This is a genomic window from Novosphingobium sp. GV079 (assembly GCF_003058045.1).
In the GTDB taxonomy this organism is placed as follows: domain Bacteria; phylum Pseudomonadota; class Alphaproteobacteria; order Sphingomonadales; family Sphingomonadaceae; genus Novosphingobium; species Novosphingobium capsulatum.
Map to the genome: position 1 here is coordinate 382401 of NZ_QBUE01000003.1, position 17721 is coordinate 400121.

General features: G+C 66.7%; 19 protein-coding genes. 10 read left to right on the forward strand and 9 right to left on the reverse strand.

Going from position 1 to position 17721, the window contains the following annotated elements; translation table 11 throughout:
- Positions 1–2 precede the first annotated feature (2 nt).
- Genes leuB through C8K14_RS05630 form a run of 3 tightly spaced genes read left to right on the forward strand, consistent with a single transcriptional unit; the run spans position 3 to position 2858 of the window.
- Positions 3–1058 (forward strand): 3-isopropylmalate dehydrogenase, encoded by a 1056-nt coding sequence (gene leuB, locus C8K14_RS05620; protein ID WP_022676771.1) that lies wholly within the window; start codon positions 3–5, stop codon positions 1056–1058.
- 11 nt (positions 1059–1069) lie between these two features.
- Positions 1070–2194, forward strand: a complete 1125-nt coding sequence (locus C8K14_RS05625; protein ID WP_022676770.1) for a glycosyltransferase family 2 protein — start codon at positions 1070–1072, stop codon at positions 2192–2194.
- Positions 2187–2858 (forward strand): DUF2238 domain-containing protein, encoded by a 672-nt coding sequence (locus C8K14_RS05630; RefSeq protein WP_054130693.1) that lies wholly within the window; start codon positions 2187–2189, stop codon positions 2856–2858. The genes C8K14_RS05625 and C8K14_RS05630 overlap by 8 nt, the downstream gene beginning before the upstream one ends.
- Here C8K14_RS05630 and C8K14_RS05635 read toward each other — a convergent pair.
- Positions 2853–4220: a phospholipid carrier-dependent glycosyltransferase gene (locus C8K14_RS05635; protein ID WP_107715965.1), complete on the reverse strand. Its 1368-nt coding sequence runs from the start codon at positions 4218–4220 to the stop codon at positions 2853–2855. The genes C8K14_RS05630 and C8K14_RS05635 overlap by 6 nt on opposite strands.
- A gap of 98 nt (positions 4221–4318) precedes the next feature.
- Between C8K14_RS05635 and C8K14_RS05640 the strand changes: the two genes are divergently transcribed.
- Positions 4319–5527: a PLP-dependent aspartate aminotransferase family protein gene (locus tag C8K14_RS05640; protein ID WP_107715966.1), complete on the forward strand. Its 1209-nt coding sequence runs from the start codon at positions 4319–4321 to the stop codon at positions 5525–5527.
- A gap of 36 nt (positions 5528–5563) precedes the next feature.
- A complete protein-coding gene (locus C8K14_RS05645; RefSeq protein WP_211185630.1) occupies positions 5564–6958 on the forward strand; it encodes a PAS domain S-box protein in 1395 nt (464 codons plus the stop codon).
- A gap of 60 nt (positions 6959–7018) precedes the next feature.
- On the opposite strand, the gene C8K14_RS05650 is transcribed toward C8K14_RS05645, so the two are convergent.
- The 3 genes from C8K14_RS05650 to C8K14_RS05660 form a co-directional block, all read right to left on the reverse strand.
- Positions 7019–7291, reverse strand: coding sequence for an accessory factor UbiK family protein (locus tag C8K14_RS05650; RefSeq protein WP_054130696.1), 273 nt, complete (start codon positions 7289–7291; stop codon positions 7019–7021).
- Between the two features lie 76 nt (positions 7292–7367).
- Positions 7368–7934 (reverse strand): TspO/MBR family protein, encoded by a 567-nt coding sequence (locus C8K14_RS05655; protein WP_107715967.1) that lies wholly within the window; start codon positions 7932–7934, stop codon positions 7368–7370.
- Positions 7935–8014: 80 nt separating this feature from the next.
- The gene (locus tag C8K14_RS05660) at positions 8015–8821 is read right to left on the reverse strand and encodes a TlyA family RNA methyltransferase (protein WP_062786403.1); all 807 of its coding nucleotides are present in this window, start codon (positions 8819–8821) and stop codon (positions 8015–8017) included.
- Between the two features lie 25 nt (positions 8822–8846).
- Between C8K14_RS05660 and C8K14_RS05665 the strand changes: the two genes are divergently transcribed.
- From C8K14_RS05665 to C8K14_RS05685, 5 genes are all read left to right on the forward strand, one after another.
- Complete coding sequence (locus C8K14_RS05665; protein WP_107715968.1) at positions 8847–9410, forward strand: hypothetical protein; 564 nt, start codon at positions 8847–8849, stop codon at positions 9408–9410.
- 456 nt (positions 9411–9866) lie between these two features.
- On the forward strand, positions 9867–10967 hold the full coding sequence (locus C8K14_RS05670; RefSeq protein WP_022676762.1) for a branched-chain amino acid aminotransferase: 1101 nt from the start codon (positions 9867–9869) through the stop codon (positions 10965–10967).
- 53 nt (positions 10968–11020) lie between these two features.
- Positions 11021–11635 (forward strand): DUF4328 domain-containing protein, encoded by a 615-nt coding sequence (locus C8K14_RS05675; RefSeq protein WP_107715969.1) that lies wholly within the window; start codon positions 11021–11023, stop codon positions 11633–11635.
- A 70-nt stretch (positions 11636–11705) separates the two neighbouring features.
- Positions 11706–12902, forward strand: a complete 1197-nt coding sequence (locus tag C8K14_RS05680) for an FAD-binding domain-containing protein (protein WP_107716027.1) — start codon at positions 11706–11708, stop codon at positions 12900–12902.
- The gene (locus C8K14_RS05685) at positions 12899–14230 is read left to right on the forward strand and encodes an AarF/ABC1/UbiB kinase family protein (protein ID WP_233250918.1); all 1332 of its coding nucleotides are present in this window, start codon (positions 12899–12901) and stop codon (positions 14228–14230) included. The genes C8K14_RS05680 and C8K14_RS05685 overlap by 4 nt, the downstream gene beginning before the upstream one ends.
- A gap of 6 nt (positions 14231–14236) precedes the next feature.
- Here C8K14_RS05685 and C8K14_RS05690 read toward each other — a convergent pair whose 3' ends face one another.
- The 5 genes from C8K14_RS05690 to C8K14_RS05710 all read right to left on the reverse strand — a co-directional run bounded on the left by C8K14_RS05690 (position 14237) and on the right by C8K14_RS05710 (position 17655).
- A complete protein-coding gene (locus C8K14_RS05690) occupies positions 14237–14539 on the reverse strand; it encodes a hypothetical protein (RefSeq protein ID WP_107715971.1) in 303 nt (100 codons plus the stop codon).
- Positions 14540–14555: 16 nt separating this feature from the next.
- Positions 14556–14900: a DUF2794 domain-containing protein gene (locus C8K14_RS05695; protein WP_233250919.1), complete on the reverse strand. Its 345-nt coding sequence runs from the start codon at positions 14898–14900 to the stop codon at positions 14556–14558.
- Positions 14901–14941: 41 nt separating this feature from the next.
- On the reverse strand, positions 14942–15616 hold the full coding sequence (gene epsC, locus C8K14_RS05700; RefSeq protein WP_022676137.1) for a serine O-acetyltransferase EpsC: 675 nt from the start codon (positions 15614–15616) through the stop codon (positions 14942–14944).
- Between the two features lie 31 nt (positions 15617–15647).
- Complete coding sequence (locus tag C8K14_RS05705; protein ID WP_022676136.1) at positions 15648–16256, reverse strand: hypothetical protein; 609 nt, start codon at positions 16254–16256, stop codon at positions 15648–15650.
- A 112-nt stretch (positions 16257–16368) separates the two neighbouring features.
- Positions 16369–17655 carry a heavy-metal-associated domain-containing protein gene (locus C8K14_RS05710; RefSeq protein ID WP_233250920.1) on the reverse strand — a complete coding sequence of 429 codons (1287 nt, stop codon included), beginning with the start codon at positions 17653–17655 and terminating at the stop codon, positions 16369–16371.
- Positions 17656–17721: the final 66 nt, after the last annotated feature.

Sequence of the window (17721 nt, forward strand, 5' to 3'; positions counted from 1 at the left end):
CCATGAAAATTGCGGTTTTGCCCGGTGACGGCATCGGCCCCGAAGTGACGCGTGAAGCGGTCCGCGTGATCGAGGCGCTCGACCTTGGCATCGCGATGGACGAAGCGCTGGTGGGCGGCTGCGCCTACAAGGCCAAGGGCCACCCGCTGCCGGCCGAAACGCTCGACCTGGCGCGCGCGTCCGACGCCATCCTGTTTGGCGCGGTGGGCGATCCCGATTGCGACGCGCTGGAACGCCACCTGCGCCCCGAACAGGCGATCCTGGGCCTGCGCAAGGAACTGACCCTGTTTGCCAACCTGCGCCCGGCCAAGGTCTTTGCCGGCCTGGAAAGCCATTCGGCGCTACGCCCGGAAGTGGCCGGCGCGATCGACCTGCTGATCGTGCGGGAATTGAACGGCGACGTCTATTTTGGCGAAAAGGGTTTTCGCCAGAACGCCAAGGGCGAGCGCGAAGGCTATGACATCATGTCGTACAGCGAAAGCGAAGTGCGCCGCATCGCCCACGTCGCGTTCCGCGCGGCCATGGGCCGGGGCAAGCGCCTGTGTTCGGTGGACAAGGCCAACGTGCTGGAAACCTCGCAGCTGTGGCGCGACGTGATCGTGGATGTGGCCAAGGACTATCCGCAGGTCGAACTCGAACACATGTATGTCGACAACGCGGCGATGCAGCTGGTGCGCGCGCCCGGCAAGTTCGACGTGGTCGTTACCGGCAACCTCTTTGGCGATATCCTGTCTGACCAGGCGAGCATGTGCGTGGGGTCGATCGGCCTGCTCGCCTCGGCCTCGCTGGGCGAGCGTCAGACCGCGCACGGTACGTTCGGCCTCTACGAGCCGATCCACGGTTCGGCACCCGATATCGCCGGCAAGGGGCTGGCCAACCCGATGGCGACGATCCTGTCGGCCGCCATGCTGCTGCGCCATTCGCTGGGCTTGGCCCAGGCAGCAGACCGGATCGAGGCGGCCGTGGCAGCCGTGCTGGCCGATGGCGTGCTGGGCGGAGACCTGGGCGGAACGGCCGGGACTGCGGAAATTGGTGACGCGGTGCTCGCAAAGCTGTAAGCGCGCGCCCCATGTTGCAACTGGCAGTCATTCTCCCGACCTACAACGAGAGCAAGAACATTGCCTCGATGGTCGAACGGCTCGACAAGGCGCTTGCCGGCATCGCCTGGGAAGCGATCTTCGTTGATGATAACAGCCCCGATGGCACCGCCAATGTGGCGCGGGCCATCGGCCGCACCGATCCGCGCATCCGGGTGATCGAACGGATCGGGCGCCGGGGCCTGGCCTCTGCCGCGATCGAGGGGATGTGCGCCAGCGCCGCCCCCATCGTCGCGGTGATGGACAGCGACCATCAGCACGATCCGGCGCTGCTGCCGCAGATGCTGGCAGCGATCACCAGCGGCGAATGCGATGTGGCCTATGCCTCGCGCTTTGCCGAAGGCGCCAGCACCGAAGCCTGGGGCCGGCCCGACCGGGTCAAGGCATCCGGCTTGGCCAATGCCATCGCCCGCAAGGTGACGGGCGTGCAGTTGTCTGACCCGATGAGCGGGTTCTTCATGCTGCCGGCCGCCACCCTGCGCGCCGATGCGCATCGCCTGTCGGGCGTGGGCTTCAAGATCCTGCTCGACATTCTCGCCACGGTTGACGCGCCGTTGCGGGTAAAGGAATTTCCGCTGAACTTCGCCGCACGGGCCGAAGGCGAATCGAAACTGGATCGGACCGTAGTGTTTGAATTTCTCATCGGCCTTTACGACAAGTGGCTTGGCCGCATCATTCCCACCCGCTTTGCCTTGTTCGGCACGGTGGGGGCGCTGGGTGCGCTAGTCCACCTGGCCGTGCTCTATGTGGTGCTACACCTGTTCGGCCGGGAATTGGCGCTGAGCCACTATCCCAAGGAAACCGCGTTCATCGTTGGCCAGACCCTGGCGGCGATCACGGCGATGACCTTCAATTTCGTGCTCAACAACGAACTCACCTATGCCGACAAGCGCCTGCGCGGCTTCTTCCCGCTGGCGCGCGGCTGGCTCAAGTTTGCCGCGACCTGCGCGTTCGGCATGCTCGCCAATATCGGCGTATCCACCGCCCTTGTGCGCGTGGGCTTCCACCCGATCTCGGCCGCGCTGGTCGGCATCGTGCTGGCATCGGTGTGGAACTTCGCGCTGTCGAACAAGTTCGTCTGGGGCAAGTATGGCTGATGAAACCGGTGCCCGTGTGCTGCCCCGCTTGCAGATTGCGATCGTGGCGGCAACGGGCATCTGGACCATCTATTGCCTGCTGACTTCACCCTATCCCTATTATGCGCCGCTGCAGAATGGCCCGACACTGGCCATTCTGGGCGGCGTTTTCATGTGGGCGTGGCGACGCCCGCAGCCGACATCGGCCCTGGCGTGCCTTTGCGGCTTTCTCGCGCTGCATGCACTGGGCGGCAAATACATCTATTCCTACGTGCCCTATGAACACTGGGCGCAGGGTCTGGGCCTGCCTAGCCCCAACCACCTGCTCGGCCTGCCGCGCAATTCCTATGATCGGCTGGTGCACTTTTCGTTCGGCCTGCTGATGGTCCACCCCATTCGCCAGGCGCTGATGCGGCAAGGCGGCGTTGGGCCGCGCCTGTCGCTCTATGTCGCGGTGGAGTTTGTGATGGCCGGAAGCTGCCTTTACGAGATTTTCGAATGGCTGCTCACCGTGTTCCTCGCTGGCCAGGACGCCGACGCCTATAACGGGCAGCAGGGCGATCTGTGGGACTCGCAAAAGGACATGGCCTGCGCCTGCGTGGGGGCGATTGTGGCGGCCGCGCTCATCGCCGCGCGGCGCCTGGCATCGAAGCCCCGTGCCGTCAGGACACAACGCCCATCATGACTTCCACACCGGCAGCCAGGTGAACAGCCGGAACGACTTGACGCCGGGCAGTGGCAGGGCGGCCAGGATCGGGAAGAAATAGACGAAGCCGACCAGCGTCAGCGCCACGCTGGCCCAGGTCGGCCAGCGCAATCCGCGCCGCCACAACTGCGCCAGCACCAGGGCGAGAGCGGCATCGAGGAACACCGCGGCGAGCTGGTAGTGGTAATAGAACTGCACCGGCTTGCCATTGATCGCCCAGAAGAACAGCGCGCCGACATAAAGCAGCGCCGCCATGCCCGAGAGCGCGGAGAGCCGGTCGCGCCCGGTGGGCCACCACCGCCCCGGCAGGGCCAGGCCGCGCCGCAGCAGCGCCTGCACCCCATCGGCCGCGCACCACAGCAGCGCGGGCAGGCCCGCCCACATGCTGTAGGGATTGCCGATCATCAGCACACCGCGCTGCGCGCCGTCCCACTTTTCATAGAAGAACCAGATCGGCCGCGCGTTGAACATCCACTGGTACCAATGGCTCATATAGCGGTGCGGCTTCACCACGCTGTCCTGCAGTTTCAGCATGGTCTGCTGCCATTCGATCAGGTGCCACGGGCTGAGTGGGTTGATCTGGTAGAACATCGCCGGGATGAAGGTGGCGAAATAGACCAGCACCGGCCAGATCCCCAGCCATAGCGCCGCTTCTGCCAGGCACACGCCCGGCACCGGCCCGCCCTGGCGCCCGATCAGCCAGGCCAGGCCCCGCCGCAGGCCGGTCACGCCGGCGCTGGCCTGCCAGCGGGCCCAGGCATACCACAGGCCGGGAAAGACCATCAGCGGCACGCCAGTCCACTTGCCGCCCATCGACAGGCCCATGAACAGGCCGGCCAAGACCAGGTGCACGCGCGCGCCGCGCCGCGCCGCCAGCGCCCACTGCCAGAACGCCAGCGCCAGCGAGGCGGCCATGGCCATGTCGAGAATGGCAATGCGCGCCAGCACGAACCAGATGAAGTTGGTGGCCATGAACAGCGCGAACAGCACGGTGCCGCGCGCCGAGAGGCTGGCCCACCAGAACGCGCGAATCGCGGCATACAGCCCGATCACGCCGTAGAGCGCGTTGAAGAACCGCCAGCCAAAGGGGTTGTCACCCCAGGTCATCATGCCCAGCGCGATCAGTTCCTTGCCCAGCAGGGGGTGTTCGGGATTGAGCCGGCTGGACAGGGCGATGAGATGGCGGGCTGCCGGCAGGTAATGCACTTCATCGAACATGATCTTGGATGGCGTGCCCAGGCGCCAGAACACCAGGACGGCAAAACAGGCCACGATCGCCAGCACGGCGCGGATCGGATCGGGTTCGGATGCGCGCGGGGGCAGCGGAATGGGCTGGGTCATTGACCGGGCGCGATACGCCAAATGGCCCCGCCGGTGCAATGGCCCCTGCTCTTGCAACGCCTTGCATGGTCGGGCCGGCCAAACTAAGGCTGCGGGCCATGAAACGCACCACCGGACAAGACCGCTCGATCACCCAATCCTGGCGCCCGGCCACCAAGGCCGTGCGCGGTGGCACCTGGCGTTCGGAAATGGGCGAAACGTCCGAGGCGCTGTTCCTGACCTCGGGCTATGCCTATGACGATGCGGCCACGGTGGCCGCGCGCTTTGCCGGTGAACAACCGGGCATGACCTATTCCCGCCTGCAGAATCCCACCGTGGCCATGCTGGAAGAGCGCATTGCCCTGATGGAAGGGGCGCAAGCCTGCCGCACCCAGGCCAGCGGCATGGCCGCGATGACCACGGCCCTGCTCTGCCAGCTTTCCGCCGGCGACCATATCGTGGCGGCCAAGGCTGCGTTCGGTTCGTGCCGCTGGCTGGTGGAAAGCCTGCTGCCGCGCTTTGGCGTGGAAGGCACCCTGATCGACGCGACCGACAATGCCGCGTGGGAAGCGGCGATCCGGCCCAACACCAAGGTGTTCTTCTTTGAAAGCCCGGCCAATCCGACCATGGGCATCGTCGACATGGAATATGTCTGCACCTTGGCCAAGGCCCATGGCATCACCACGGTGGTGGACAATGCCTTTGCGACCTATGCCCTGCAGCGCCCGATGGAATTCGGCGCCGACGTGGTCGCCTATTCCGCCACCAAGATGATGGACGGCCAAGGCCGCGTGCTGGCCGGCGCGGTGTGCGGCAGCCAGGATTTCATCGACAACGTGCTGCTGCCGTTCCAGCGCAACACCGGGCCCAACTGCGCCCCGTTCAACGCCTGGGTCGTGCTCAAGGGCCTGGAGACGCTGGACCTGCGCATCCAGCGGCAGAGCCAGAACGCCCAGAAAGTGGCCGTATTCGTCGAAGCGCGCGTGCCGACGATCCTTTACCCCGGCCTCAAGAGCCATCCCCAGCATGACCTGGCGATGCGCCAGATGAGCGCGGGCGGCACGATCTTCTCGATCGTGCTGGATGGCGGCCGCAGCCAGGCCCATGGCCTGCTCGACGCGCTCAAGCTGATCGATATCTCCAACAACATCGGGGATTCGCGCTCGCTGATGTGCCACCCCGCCACCACCACCCACCACGGCGTGGGCCCCGAAGGCCGCGCCGACATGGGCGTGGGCGAAGGCATGCTGCGCCTCAACGTCGGCCTGGAAGACCCGGATGACCTGATCGAGGATCTCGACCAGGCGCTCAGGGCGGTGGGGCTGTGATCAACCCTTTTTTCCCTGTCCCATCGGCCGTTTGACATGCTGACGTTGCCGCCTAAGGTGCCCGCCAACGGGGCTTTGGACCGGAGCGAAAACGTGCTGGCGGAAGCCCACCTTTCTGCCATCGTGCAATCATCGAACGATGCCATCATCAGCAAGGCGCTGGATGGCACCGTTCTCACGTGGAACCCGGCGGCCACCCGCATCTTCGGGTTTAGCGAAGCAGAGATGGTGGGCCAGTCGATACGCCGCGTGATCCCGGCCGATCGCCAGGCCGAAGAAGACGACATCATCGCCCGCATCGCGCGGGGCGAACAGGTGCAGAGCTTCGAGACGATCCGCCAGCGCAAGGATGGCAGCCAGTTCCACGTCTCGCTAACCGTGTCGCCGATCCTGGCCGCCGATGGCACGGTGGTGGGCGCCAGCAAGATCGCCCGCGACGTGACCCGGCGCCACGCTGCGCTTACTGCCCTGGCCGAGCGCGAACACCGTCTGCAGATGCTGGCCGACAACATCTCGCAGTTGACCTGGGTCACCGATCCGCACGGCACCCTGCTGTGGTTCAACAAGCGGTGGTACGATTACACCGGGCTGAGCGAGGACCAGTGCGTGGGGCAGCGCCGGCTTTCGGTGCACCATCCCGATCATCTGGAACGCGTCGTCTCGAAATTCTACGGCGATATCGCTGCCGGCCGCGAATGGGAGGATACCTATCCCTTGCGCGGGCGCGATGGCAGCTATCGCTGGTTCCTTTCGCGGGCCAAGCCCATTCGCGACGAGACCGGCCGTATCGTCAACTGGTTCGGCACCAACACCGACGTGACCGAAATGCTGGAGAAGGAAGAGCAGATCCGCCTTCTCCTCATGGAAGTGAACCACCGGTCGAAGAACATGCTGGCGGTGGTCCAGGCGCTGGCGCGCCGCTCGGGCGGGGGTGATCCTGAATTCCTGCGCCGCTTTGAAAACCGCCTGTCGAGCCTGTCGGCCAATCAGGACTTGCTGGTGAAGCGCGGCTGGCAGCACATTCCCATGGCCGAGCTGGTCGACGCGCAACTGGCGATCCTCGATCGCGACAGCCGCGCGCTGGTCAAGGTCTGTGGGCCAGACATGCTGCTCTCGCCGCGCACGGCCGAGATCATCGGCATGGCGCTGCACGAGTTGGCGACGAACGCGCTCAAATATGGCGCGCTGTCACAGCCCGGTGGGCAGGTGTGGCTCTATTGGGAGGATCGCGCCGACCGGTTCGTGGTGGAATGGCGCGAACGCGGCGGGCCACGGGTGACACCGCCGGAAAATTCAGGGTTTGGCACCACGTTGATCCGGCATATCCCGTCGCGCAGCCTCAAGGCAGAGGTGACGCTGGATTACGCGCCCGATGGCCTGGCCTGGCGCCTGGACTGCGACGCGACGCTGGCACGCACCCTCACGTCCTGATCCAGCCCTTACCGGGCTGGCGTGGCAGTGGCACACTGGGCGCGCCACTGCCTTGCGCGGTCAGGCCTGGTCGGCGCTGCCGGAGTTGCCGGCAAGGCGCGCTTCGAGCGCGGCGATGCGGGCCTTGAGCGCTTCTGCCTCTTCACGGGCGGTTGCGGCCATTTCCTTGACCGCGGCAAATTCCTCGCGGGTGACATAGTCAAAGCCGCCGAAAACCTCGCGCGCCTTTTCCCGGGCGGTTTCGCCCGCTTCGCGGCCCAGCCCGGCCAGCGTACCGGCGGCGCTGTTCAGCACCTTGACGAAATCGGCGATCATCGGGTTTTCGGTCTGCATGGCGGCCCATCCTGGGGTTGAACGTCTTGCCGTCTACATGGTGTGGGCGCCGACGAACCGCAAGCGCCCAATGCAGTTATCCCTGCTGGAAATCGATGTGCACGGCGGCCGGTGCTGGCGCCATTGCCCCATCGGCACCAGGATTGGCCTGGATGAACTGGAAATTGAGAAACGCAGCAAAGCATACCCAGGCAAGATAGGGCGCCAAAAGCCACCCCGCCGCAGGCCGCACGCGCCAGAACAGATAGAGCGTGAGCGCCACCAGCGGGATCAGCGCCAGGATGATCCCCTGGGCCACGACCATGCGATGCAGCGCAAAGAACACCGGGCTCCACGACAGGTTGAGCAGCAATTGCACGATGAAGGCCACCACCGCCACTGGGCGCCCCGGTGCGCCGCGCGCGGACAGGACCATGGCCAAGGCCAGCCCCATGGCGAGGTACAGCAGGCTCCACACGATGCCAAAGGTTACCGGCGGAGGAAAGATCGCCGGCTTGACCAGCCCGGCAAACCACGGGTTGTCAGGCCCGCTGCCAGCCGAGCGGCCGGACAGGAAACCCAGCCCCAGCACCAGGGGAATGGTGAACAGCGACCAGCGCACGAGGCTGGCGCGAAGCTGCGCGGGTGAAGCAAGGTAACGCATGGTGTGGTTTTACGTCTGCCTCAAGCAAATGGTTCCGGAAGGTGCCCGGCCCCGTGAACGGTATGGCAAGTGTCGTCGCTCTAGGCAATTGGCGAGGGAATCTCATTCCGAAACGCATTTATAAGGAATTCTACGTTGCCCTCTGGCCCGGTTATCGGGCTTTCGACGATGCCCTCCACGGTCCATCCGCCGCTTTCCAGCCAATCGCGCACCTCGGCACAGACGCGGGCATGCAGCGCGGGATCGCGCACCACCCCGCCCTTGCCCACTTCGGCCCGGCCCACTTCGAATTGCGGCTTGATCAGCGCAACCAGCCGGGTGGGCCGCGCCGCCAGCGCCAGTGGCACTTCCAGCACCTTGGCGAGAGCAATGAAGCTGGCATCGCACACCACCCAGGTGGCGGGCCGGTCGATATGCGCGGGTGTCAGGATACGCGCGCTGGTTTGCTCCAGAACGGTGACACGCGGGTCCTGGCGCAGCTTCCAGGCCAGCTGGTTGGTGCCTGAATCCACCGCAAAGACATGCGCCGCGCCCTTTTGCAGGAGCACATCGGTAAAGCCGCCGGTGGAACTGCCGATGTCCATCGCGATGACCCCGGCGGGATCAAGGCCGAAATGGTCGATCGCGTGGGCCAGCTTGATTCCGCCGCGCGACACCCAGGGATGATCGCGGCCGCGCACCTCGATCTGGGCATCGGCGGGCACGGCCTGCCCGGCCTTGGCCACCTTGGCCTGGCCGACATAGACCAGGCCAGCCAGGATCAGGGCCTGGGCGCGGGCGCGGCTTTCCGCCAGGCCGCGTTCGACCAGCAACTGGTCGATGCGCTGCTTGGACGCAGGTTTGGCACGCGGTGCCGGATCGGGCGAGGGCGTTCGGGTTGTGGTCACGCCCGCTTCCTTCCATAAGCCGGGCATGAAGATCAACCGCGCCGCCCGGCAAGGGCGCAATTCTCCGCCGCGAAATTCCCCTTGGGCCGGGCTTGGCGCCGCCACGCTGGCGCTGCTGGCCGCCGGCTGCGCCTCGCAAGCGGTGATTCCGCCTGCGCCGGTGCGCCCTGCCCCGGCACCGCCGCCGTCCTATGCCCCGCCGCCCATGGCCAGTGCGCCGGCCGATTGGCGCGATCTGCCGCAAACGCCGGGCACCTGGCGCTATGCCAATGGCCTGGCGCAGTTCGGCCAGCCCGGCGTGGGCGCGGTCTTTGCCATGGAATGCCGCCAGGGCCAGGTCACCCTGCGCATCGCTGGCGCCGCCAGCCAGCCGGTGCCCGCCACGATCACCACCACCAGCCAGCAGCGCGCGATGAGCGCGGTGCCGCTCGATACGCAGACCCTGGCGATCACCCTGCCCGCGCGCGACAACCTGCTCGATGCCATGGCGTTCAGCCGGGGGCGCTTCATGGTGGATGTCAACGGCCTGCCCGCCCTGGTATTGCCCGCATGGGCAGAAGTGGGCCGGGTGATCGAGGATTGCCGCTGAAACCCCGCAAAACCGGGGCTTTGACGCTTATCCTGGCCGTCTCGACGCAGGCGCGAAGCGACGATTTTGACGGCAAAATAAATGAATGCAAGTCTTGTTGTTTGGCCTCTGATTGCGCACATAGATCACAAGGTTGGTGAGCGGCTCTGAAACCCTCCCGGCCCAGCTGTTCGGAACGCCCCGGGCAGCGACTTTGGCTCAACAGCGCGAAAGGAGGTGATCCGATGTCTCATGGTTCAGCAGAGAGGTCGGCATTCCGCAGCGCGAGGCATTATCGTTGATTTCCAGCACAGCGATAAAGGCTTCGTGAGCGGCACTTCCGGCCGCTGACCATGCGAAGGGCCGCTTCGGATTGCCGAGGCGGCCCTTCACATTTATTTCTTTTTCCTTGCGTTAAACGCAACAATCGTTCAACGGGCGAATCACCGATTCCCTATCTTCAAGGATGATTGTGCCATGGCGACCACCGCCGCGCCTGCGTTGCGCTTTACCCGCGTTCCCCATCCCGCACCCGCTGCGGCCGATGTGCGCGCGCAGGTACTGGCCAATCCCGGCTTTGGCACCAAGTTTTCCGATCACATGGTCTCGATCGACTGGTCGGAAAGCGAAGGCTGGCACAACGCGCAGATCCTGCCCTATGGCCCGATCGCGCTCGATCCGGCGGCCGCTGTGCTGCACTATGCCCAGGAAATCTTTGAAGGCTTGAAGGCCTATCGCCTGGCCGATGGCGGTATCGCCCTGTTCCGCCCGGAAGCCAACGCCGCGCGCTTCAATGCCTCGGCGCGCCGCCTGGCCATGGCCGAAATCCCCGAAGACCTGTTCATCGCCGCAGTTGAGCAACTGGTGCTGACCGACCAGGACTGGTTCCCCACGGTCGAAGGCGGCTCGCTCTACCTGCGCCCGTTCATGTTCGCGTCCGAAGCATTCCTGGGCGTGCGCCCGGCCAAGGCCTATCGCTTTATGGTGATCGCCAGCCCCGCCGGCAACTATTTCAAGTCGGGCTCGCCCGCCGTGTCGATCTGGGTGAGCGACTATACCCGCGCGGCGCCGGGCGGCACGGGCGCAGCCAAGTGCGGTGGCAACTATGCCGCCAGCCTGGTGCCCACCGCCGAAGCCTTTGCGCGCGGCCATGACCAGGTGCTGTTCCTCGATGCGGCCGAGCACAAGTGGATCGAGGAACTGGGCGGCATGAACCTGTTCTTCGCGTTCGACGATGGCTCGATCGTCACCCCGCCGCTGGGCGGCACGATCCTGCCCGGCATCACTCGCGAAAGCCTGATCGCCCTGGCGCGCGAGGAAGGCCTGACCGTGCGCGAGGAACGCTATAGCCTCGACCAGTGGCGCGCCGATGCCGCATCGGGCAAGCTGGTGGAAACCTTTGCCTGTGGCACCGCAGCGGTGGTTACCCCGGTGGGCAAGGTGGCCGATCACAACGGCGAATTCACCATCGGTTCGGGCGGCCCCGGCCAGTTGACGCAAAAGCTGCGCCAGCGCCTGGTCTCGATCCAGCGCGGCGAAGCGGCCGATAGCCACGGCTGGGTCAAGAAGATCGCCTGATCGCGCTTGCCGCCGCGCCAGCCCCCGCTTATCCCCCAAGGAAACGGCGGGGGATGCGCGTGGCGAAATTGACACTGGAACAAGGGCTTTTCCGGCTCAACCGGCTGACGGCGGTGCTATCCTGGCTGCTGCCGGTGAGCGGCGTGATGATGGCCATTGCCCTGGTTGGCACCAGCACCATCGACGGCATGCGCACCCTCCCCTCGGTCATGGCCCCGGCCGCCATCCTGGGGGTGATCGCCGCGCTGCTTGCCATCATCCTTTCCAGCATGTGGCTGTCGCGCGCCAATGCCAACCTGCGCGCGGCTGGCCGCAACCTGAAGCACGGGCCCGTCATGGCCTGGCTGTGGACGTTCGTGCCGGTGGCCGGGCTGTTCAAGCCCTATGACGTGATGCGCGAGATCTGGCGCGAAAGCGTGCTGCACGATGGCCAGGCCACCGGGCAGGATACCGCCACGCTGCCGCAATGGTGGGGCGCCTGGCTGGTGGCGATGATCGGCATGAACCTGAGCAACCGCGCCGGGATCGAAGCCACCGAGTTTGGCCGTTTCGTGCTGGTGCCGGTGGTGGCCGTGGCGGGTTTCGCGGCGTGCATCTTGCTGCGCAGCCTGGTGCGCACGGTGAACCACGCGCAGGCCAGCCTGGCGCAGGCCACCGTCTTTGCCTGACCACGCCGGCCGCATGTACTGAACTAAGGGACGGCTCGCCCACATCGGCAATCGCGCCGATAGGCTGGACATGGCCGATACCCCCATCTTCCCCGTCACACGCGCCGCAGCACTCGAACGCCTGGCGCAGTTCGTGCCGCATGCCGGGGTGGACTATGCCAGGCGGCGCAATTTCGATCAGGGACCAGGCCATCACGACGCCGTCTCGCGCTTGTCGGCCGCGCTGCGCCGCCGCGTGCTGAGCGAGGCGGACGTGGTCGACGCGGTGGTGGCGGCCCATGGCCCCGATGCGGCGGCCAGCTTCATCAGCGAGGTGTTCTGGCGCACCTATTGGAAAGGCTGGCTGGAACAGCGCCCGGCGATCTGGGCACGCTATCTGGCCGGGCGTGATGCGGCACGGCAGGCGCTGCGCCGCGATACCGATCTGGCTGAGCGCCATGGCGATGCCGTGGCCGGCCATACCGGCATCGACGCGTTCGACCATTGGATGGGCGAACTGGCGCAGACCGGATACCTGCACAACTGGGCGCGCATGCAGGTCGCCTCGATCTGGATCTTTACCCTGGGCCTGCCGTGGGAACTGGGCGCGGCGCATTTCCTCGACCAGTTGCGCGATGGCGATCCGGCATCCAACACATTGTCGTGGCGCTGGGTGGCGGGCCTGCACACGGCCGGCAAGGCCTATCTGGCCGATGCCGAACGCATTGCCGCGATGACCGGCGGCCGATTTGCCCCCAAGGGCCTGGCCAGCACCGCCACGATCCCGGCCGAAGCGCCGCCGCCCGCCGCTGCACCCTGGCGCGCGCCGCTTGCTCCCCATTCGGGCAAAGCGACGCTGGTGTGGATCACGCCCGAAGATGCGGGGCTTGAGCAGGAACCGGCGCTATCGCGCCTGCCAGTGCGCGGCGTGGTCGCCTGCCGCAGCCATGCCGGCGACGCTGCCGATGCCGCCGCGCTGGACGATGCCTTGGCGCGCGCGGCGGCGCACTGGCAGGCACCGGCGCAATGGATCGAGAGCCCGGCCGATCTGGCCGATGCCGCGCGCGCTGCTGGAACCAGCCAGATCGTGACCGGTTTCGTCCCTGTCGGCCCGCTGGCCGATGCCCTGCCCGTCATCCGCGCGCTGGTCGAAAGCGAGGGCCTGGTCCTGGCCGAACATCTGCGCACCTGGGACAACACCGTATGGCCGCACTGCCGGCGCGGTTTCTTTGTCCTGAAACAGGAGATCCCCGCCTTGCTGCCTCTGTTGCTGAAAGAACCGGCGTGAGCGATTCGGCAGGACGCAAGGTGCCAAGCGGGCGGTTTTCACGGTTGGCCGCGTTTGGCCAACTGGCTGGCGGCCTGGCCGGCGGCGTGGTGGCAGAAGGCGCGCGCCGCCTGGCCCGCGGCGAGCGCCCGCAGTTGAGCGATCTGGTGCTGACCCCGGCCAATGCCATGCGCGTGACCGAGCAACTCTCGCGCCTGCGTGGCGCGGCGATGAAGCTGGGCCAGATGCTGTCGCTCGATGCCGGAGACATGCTGCCGGCCGAATTGACAGCGATCCTGGCGCGGCTGCGCGATTCTGCCCACCACATGCCACCGGCGCAACTGCAACAGGTGCTCAACGCCGAATGGGGCGCAGACTGGCGCCGCCGCTTTGTCCATTTCGATCCGCGCCCGCTGGCCGCCGCCTCGATCGGGCAAGTGCACCGCGCACGCCTGCCCGATGGACGCGAACTGGCGATCAAGGTGCAATATCCCGGCGTGGCCGCCAGCATCGATGCCGATGTTGACAACGTGGCCACGCTGCTGCGCCTGTCTAACCTCTTGCCCAGCTCGCTCGACATCGCGCCGCTGCTGGAAGAGGCCAAGCGCCAGCTGCACGAAGAGGCCGACTATGTGCGCGAGGCCGCGCAGATGCGCCACTATCGCGATCTGCTGGCTGGTGACCCGCAGTTCCTGGTGCCCTCCCCGGTTGATGCCTTGACCACCACCCGCGTGCTGGCGATGGATTATGTGGCGGGGCGTGCGATCGATACCCTGGCGCAGGCGCCGCAGGAACAGCGCGACGCAATGCTGACCGCGCTGCTCAACCTGACGCTGCACGAGCTGTTCGTGTTCGGCTACATGCAGACCGACCCGAACTTTGCCAATTATCGCTGGCAGCCCGAAACCGGCAAGCTGGTGCTGCTCGATTTCGGGGCAGCGCGTCCAGTTCCGGCGGAAACTGCAGCCGCCTATCGCGCCGTGCTAGCAGCGGGCCTGGCCGAAGATCCTCAGGCGCTGCGCGACGCGATCCTGGCGGTGGGGTTTGTTTCCCCCACCCTGCTGCAGCGGCATGGCGAACGCATCGATGCGATGATCGCGGTGCTGATGGCGCATCTCTCGCGCCCCGGGCCGCTCGATTTTTCCGACCGTGCCTTTGTCGAAGACCTGCGCCGCATCGGCCGCCCGATTGCCGAGGACCGCAGCGCCTGGCACGTGCCGCCGGTGCAAACCCTGCTGGTGCAGCGCAAGGTCAGCGGCACGGCGCTGCTGGCCGTTCGCATGCGCGCGCGCGTGCCGATCCGCGACCTGGCGGCAGAGGCCATCGGCGCGCAACCCGACGCGAACTGAATCCAGCTATGCCGGGCAAACGCCCGGCGTGGCCCCCGAAAGCTGCATGGTGCGGGTGCGGGCCGCTGCTTCGGTCGGGGATATCTGCCGGGCGGCCCCGCTTTGCCCGTCGATCAGCAGCGCGGCGTGGCATTCGTCTGCCGGCATGGCATGGCCATCGCGCGGAAAAGTCAGCAGCATGCTGTCATGCCCATCGCGATAGAGCACGCGCATCACCGGGGTTTCGTGGCGGTTGGCGGCGCGGTGGGCCGGGGCGTCGCTGCAGGCCGGGAGCCACAGCAGCGGACCTAGGGCCAGAACAAGGCGCACTGGCCGCGCGATGCCGCTAATCTTCCACCACCTTGAGCAGGCGGCGTTCGAGCGGCGAAAGCACGCCGGCCAGTTCGTGCCCGCGCTTGAGCACCTGGCCCGCCTCGCCATACAGCGCCCACATGCCCTGGCGGCCGCGCAGCGCGGGGCGCTTTTCGATCCGCGCCGTGGGCCGCTCGGCCGTGCGGCGAAAGACCGAGAAACTGGCCGCTTCCCGCCCGAAATCCATGGCATAGTCGCGCCACAGGCCGGCCGCCACCATGCGGCCATAGAGATCGAGGATGCGCAGCAGTTCGAGCCGATCGAACGCCACCTGCAGCACCGGGCGCGCAGCCAGCGGGACCACGGGCACCAGCGGCACCACATTGCCGGGCAGATCGCCCGGTCCTTTGCCTGGCGCGCTCAGAGCTTCACCGCGCGATCGGCGAGCAGTTCGGCAACCTGCGCCTTGAGCGCGGCGACCTCTGCCTCCAGCGCTTCGACGCGCGCGACGTCGGCCGCATCGCAAGGCTCATCGCACGGCGTGCCATAGGGCACGAAATCGCGCAGCCAGGTTTCCATCGAGACGTGGGTGGGGCGCGACTTGATGCCCACCATGGTAACGCCGGCGGGCACGTCTTCGGTGACCACGGCATTGGCGCCCACGCGCGCGCCGGGGCCCACGGTGATCGGCCCCAGGATCTGCGCGCCCGAGCCGACGATCACGCCATCGGCCAGGGTGGGATGGCGCTTGCCGGGAATGCCATTGGCCGGGTTGGTGCCACCCAGCGTGACACATTGGTAGATCGTGACATCATCGCCGATCTGCGCGGTTTCGCCGATCACGGTAAAGCCGTGGTCGATGAACAGGTGGCGGCCGATGGTGGCGCCGGGGTGGATGTCGATCGCGGTAAGGAAGCGCGAAAGGTGATTGACCAGCCGGGCGGCAAAGAACATCCGCCCTTCGAACAGCCAGTGCGCCACGCGGTGCAGCCCCACGGCCAAAAGGCCGGGATAGAGCAGGATTTCCCACCGCGAGCGCGGTGCCGGGTCGCGGGCGCGGATGGAATCCAGGTATGCAATCAGGCCTGAAACCATCACCTCTTATCCCTTATCCCGACAGGATCGGTCAATCCGCCCCCTGCACCTGCGCCAGGGCATCGCGCACCAGCGATATGGTGACGGGCGCCTTGCGCTCAAGGCTGAGCCGGTCGATTGTTTCCACCAGCGTCTCGGCGGCAGCGTGGCTGCGCTCGATCCGCGGCAGCAGGAACGCCAGCGCGGCATCGCCCAGCGCCAGCCCTCGCCGCGCGGCATGCTCTTCCAGCAGCTGGATCAGCAATTCCTCGTCCGGCGGGGGAATCGTCAGCGCCATCGATCCACCCAGGCGTGAGCCGAGATCGGGCAGCGTCACCCGCCACTGGCCCGGCCCGGCATCGTTGATCAACAGCAGCGGGCGGCCGCTGGCCTGGGCGCGGTTCCAGGCGTGGAACACCTCGTCCTCGGGCAGGCGATCGGCGCCATCGAGCGCATCGCCCAGGTCCGAGGCCACAAACCAGCGCGCCAGCAGGCTTTTGCCCGAGCGCGCCGGGCCAGACAGGATGCAACTGCGATAGGGCCAGTCATGGCCGGCCATCAGGCCATCGATCACCGGCTGCAGCGAAGGGCCGACCACGATGTTTTCGGCGCCGTTAGCTGGCGAAAGCGGAAGGGCAATCTGGCTTGTCATGGCGGTCATATAGGGAGGCGGGAACGGGAAGGGAACGGCAAGAGCGCCCCCCGCCGCGCGAAACAAGCGCGAATCTGGGGGTTACCCTGTGGATCGCGGTGCCGCAGGTGGGGATAAACGGCTATTTCCGAATCGATAGCGCGTTAGCGCCGGTGGTTACCTTCCACCCTTGCGCGCGCAGGGCCGCCGCCAGCGCATCAAGATCGCCGGCATACGTGACGCGCAGGACAGAGGTGCCGCCCATCGCCACGCTGCTGGTGGCCACGCCCTGCACGCCAGCCACGCCGCGCACCGCCGCCATGCCGGCATCGAGCGCGGCGGCATCGGCCGTGGCGACCTGCACGGTGACCGTGGCGGCAGGCGCTGCCGGGGCCGCGCCGACCGCTGCCGGGGCGCCGGGCTGTGCCACCGTACCGGGCGCGGTCTGCTGCACCGGGCCGAGCGAATCGAGGATCTGGTTGATCAGCTTGGCATCGAACTGCGGCGCCATGTTGAGCGAGGGATCAGGCGAAAGCTGCCCCTGTTGCAGCGCGCCGGTATAGAGCGCGTCGAGGCGATGCACCGCATCGGCCAGCATCAGCGGCAGCTGTTCGTCGCTGGGCGCGGTCAGTTCGAACTGGCCGATGAAGCGGTTGTCAGGCCCGTGGCGCGCGGTGAAGGTGCCGTGGATCGGCCCGCCGGGAAATTCGCGGGTGAGCCGCGCGATCGGCATGATCACGTCGGCTGCGCCAAATTCATCGAGCACCAAGCGCCACCAGTTGCGGCTGCGCCGGGATAGCTGGCCCTCGGTGAGCAGCAGCGAATCGGCGCCGCCGCCATTGGGGCGCACGTAATCGATCGCGCTTTCGCCGGTGTGGAATTCGGCCCAGGCGCGCTGCCACGGCGTGCGCGTTTCATAGACCGAGGCCACGCCGCCTTCGTACAGCACGGGAACGATCAGCAGGGGTGCCGACCGCGCGATCTGGCCATGCATGCCGAGATAGCCGCCGGTGCGGGCCCGGTCGAATGTCACGCCCAGACGCGCGATATAGCGGTGCGGGCCGATCTGTTCCTGTTCCACCACCACGGCCGCGACCATCGCGTCGAGCGTGCCAGCATCGAGCGCGGGTGCCGTGCCACCGCCCAGCCCGTTGGTTTTCCAAAGCTTTTGCCAGGCAAGCTTTTCCGCTTCCTGCCAGCCTTTGGCGCGGGCATCGGCGGCAGAGCTGCCCGATACGTTGACCTCGATCCCGCTCACCTCGAAATCGCCGGTGCTGGCGATCGGCGCGATGCCGCGATCGCCCTCGATCTGGGCCATGATCGCCGGCCCGGCCAGGACACCGGCCACGGCCAGCGCCGCAGCCCCGGCGCCAAATGCCAGCCACGAGCGGGAAAAACGGGTCGAGCGGGACAGGCGCAGAACGGCCAAGGGAACTCCGGACAAAGGGTGCCGGGCGCTTTTGCCCAAAGGCAAGTGGAAATCCAAGCCGGAAAC

What these genes read in the sequence shown, in the direction of transcription:
- leuB (WP_022676771.1), top strand. Translation starts at nt 3, where the DNA reads ATGAAAATTGCGGTTTTGCCCGGTGACGGCATCGGCCCCGAAGTGACG.
- C8K14_RS05625 (WP_022676770.1), top strand. Translation starts at nt 1,070, where the DNA reads ATGTTGCAACTGGCAGTCATTCTCCCGACCTACAACGAGAGCAAGAAC.
- C8K14_RS05630 (WP_054130693.1), top strand. Translation starts at nt 2,187, where the DNA reads ATGGCTGATGAAACCGGTGCCCGTGTGCTGCCCCGCTTGCAGATTGCG.
- C8K14_RS05635 (WP_107715965.1), bottom strand. Translation starts at nt 4,220, where the DNA reads ATGACCCAGCCCATTCCGCTGCCCCCGCGCGCATCCGAACCCGATCCG.
- C8K14_RS05640 (WP_107715966.1), top strand. Translation starts at nt 4,319, where the DNA reads ATGAAACGCACCACCGGACAAGACCGCTCGATCACCCAATCCTGGCGC.
- C8K14_RS05645 (WP_211185630.1), top strand. Translation starts at nt 5,564, where the DNA reads ATGCTGACGTTGCCGCCTAAGGTGCCCGCCAACGGGGCTTTGGACCGG.
- C8K14_RS05650 (WP_054130696.1), bottom strand. Translation starts at nt 7,291, where the DNA reads ATGCAGACCGAAAACCCGATGATCGCCGATTTCGTCAAGGTGCTGAAC.
- C8K14_RS05655 (WP_107715967.1), bottom strand. Translation starts at nt 7,934, where the DNA reads ATGCGTTACCTTGCTTCACCCGCGCAGCTTCGCGCCAGCCTCGTGCGC.
- C8K14_RS05665 (WP_107715968.1), top strand. Translation starts at nt 8,847, where the DNA reads ATGAAGATCAACCGCGCCGCCCGGCAAGGGCGCAATTCTCCGCCGCGA.
- C8K14_RS05670 (WP_022676762.1), top strand. Translation starts at nt 9,867, where the DNA reads ATGGCGACCACCGCCGCGCCTGCGTTGCGCTTTACCCGCGTTCCCCAT.
- C8K14_RS05675 (WP_107715969.1), top strand. Translation starts at nt 11,021, where the DNA reads ATGCGCGTGGCGAAATTGACACTGGAACAAGGGCTTTTCCGGCTCAAC.
- C8K14_RS05680 (WP_107716027.1), top strand. Translation starts at nt 11,706, where the DNA reads ATGGCCGATACCCCCATCTTCCCCGTCACACGCGCCGCAGCACTCGAA.
- epsC (WP_022676137.1), bottom strand. Translation starts at nt 15,616, where the DNA reads ATGGTTTCAGGCCTGATTGCATACCTGGATTCCATCCGCGCCCGCGAC.
- C8K14_RS05705 (WP_022676136.1), bottom strand. Translation starts at nt 16,256, where the DNA reads ATGACCGCCATGACAAGCCAGATTGCCCTTCCGCTTTCGCCAGCTAAC.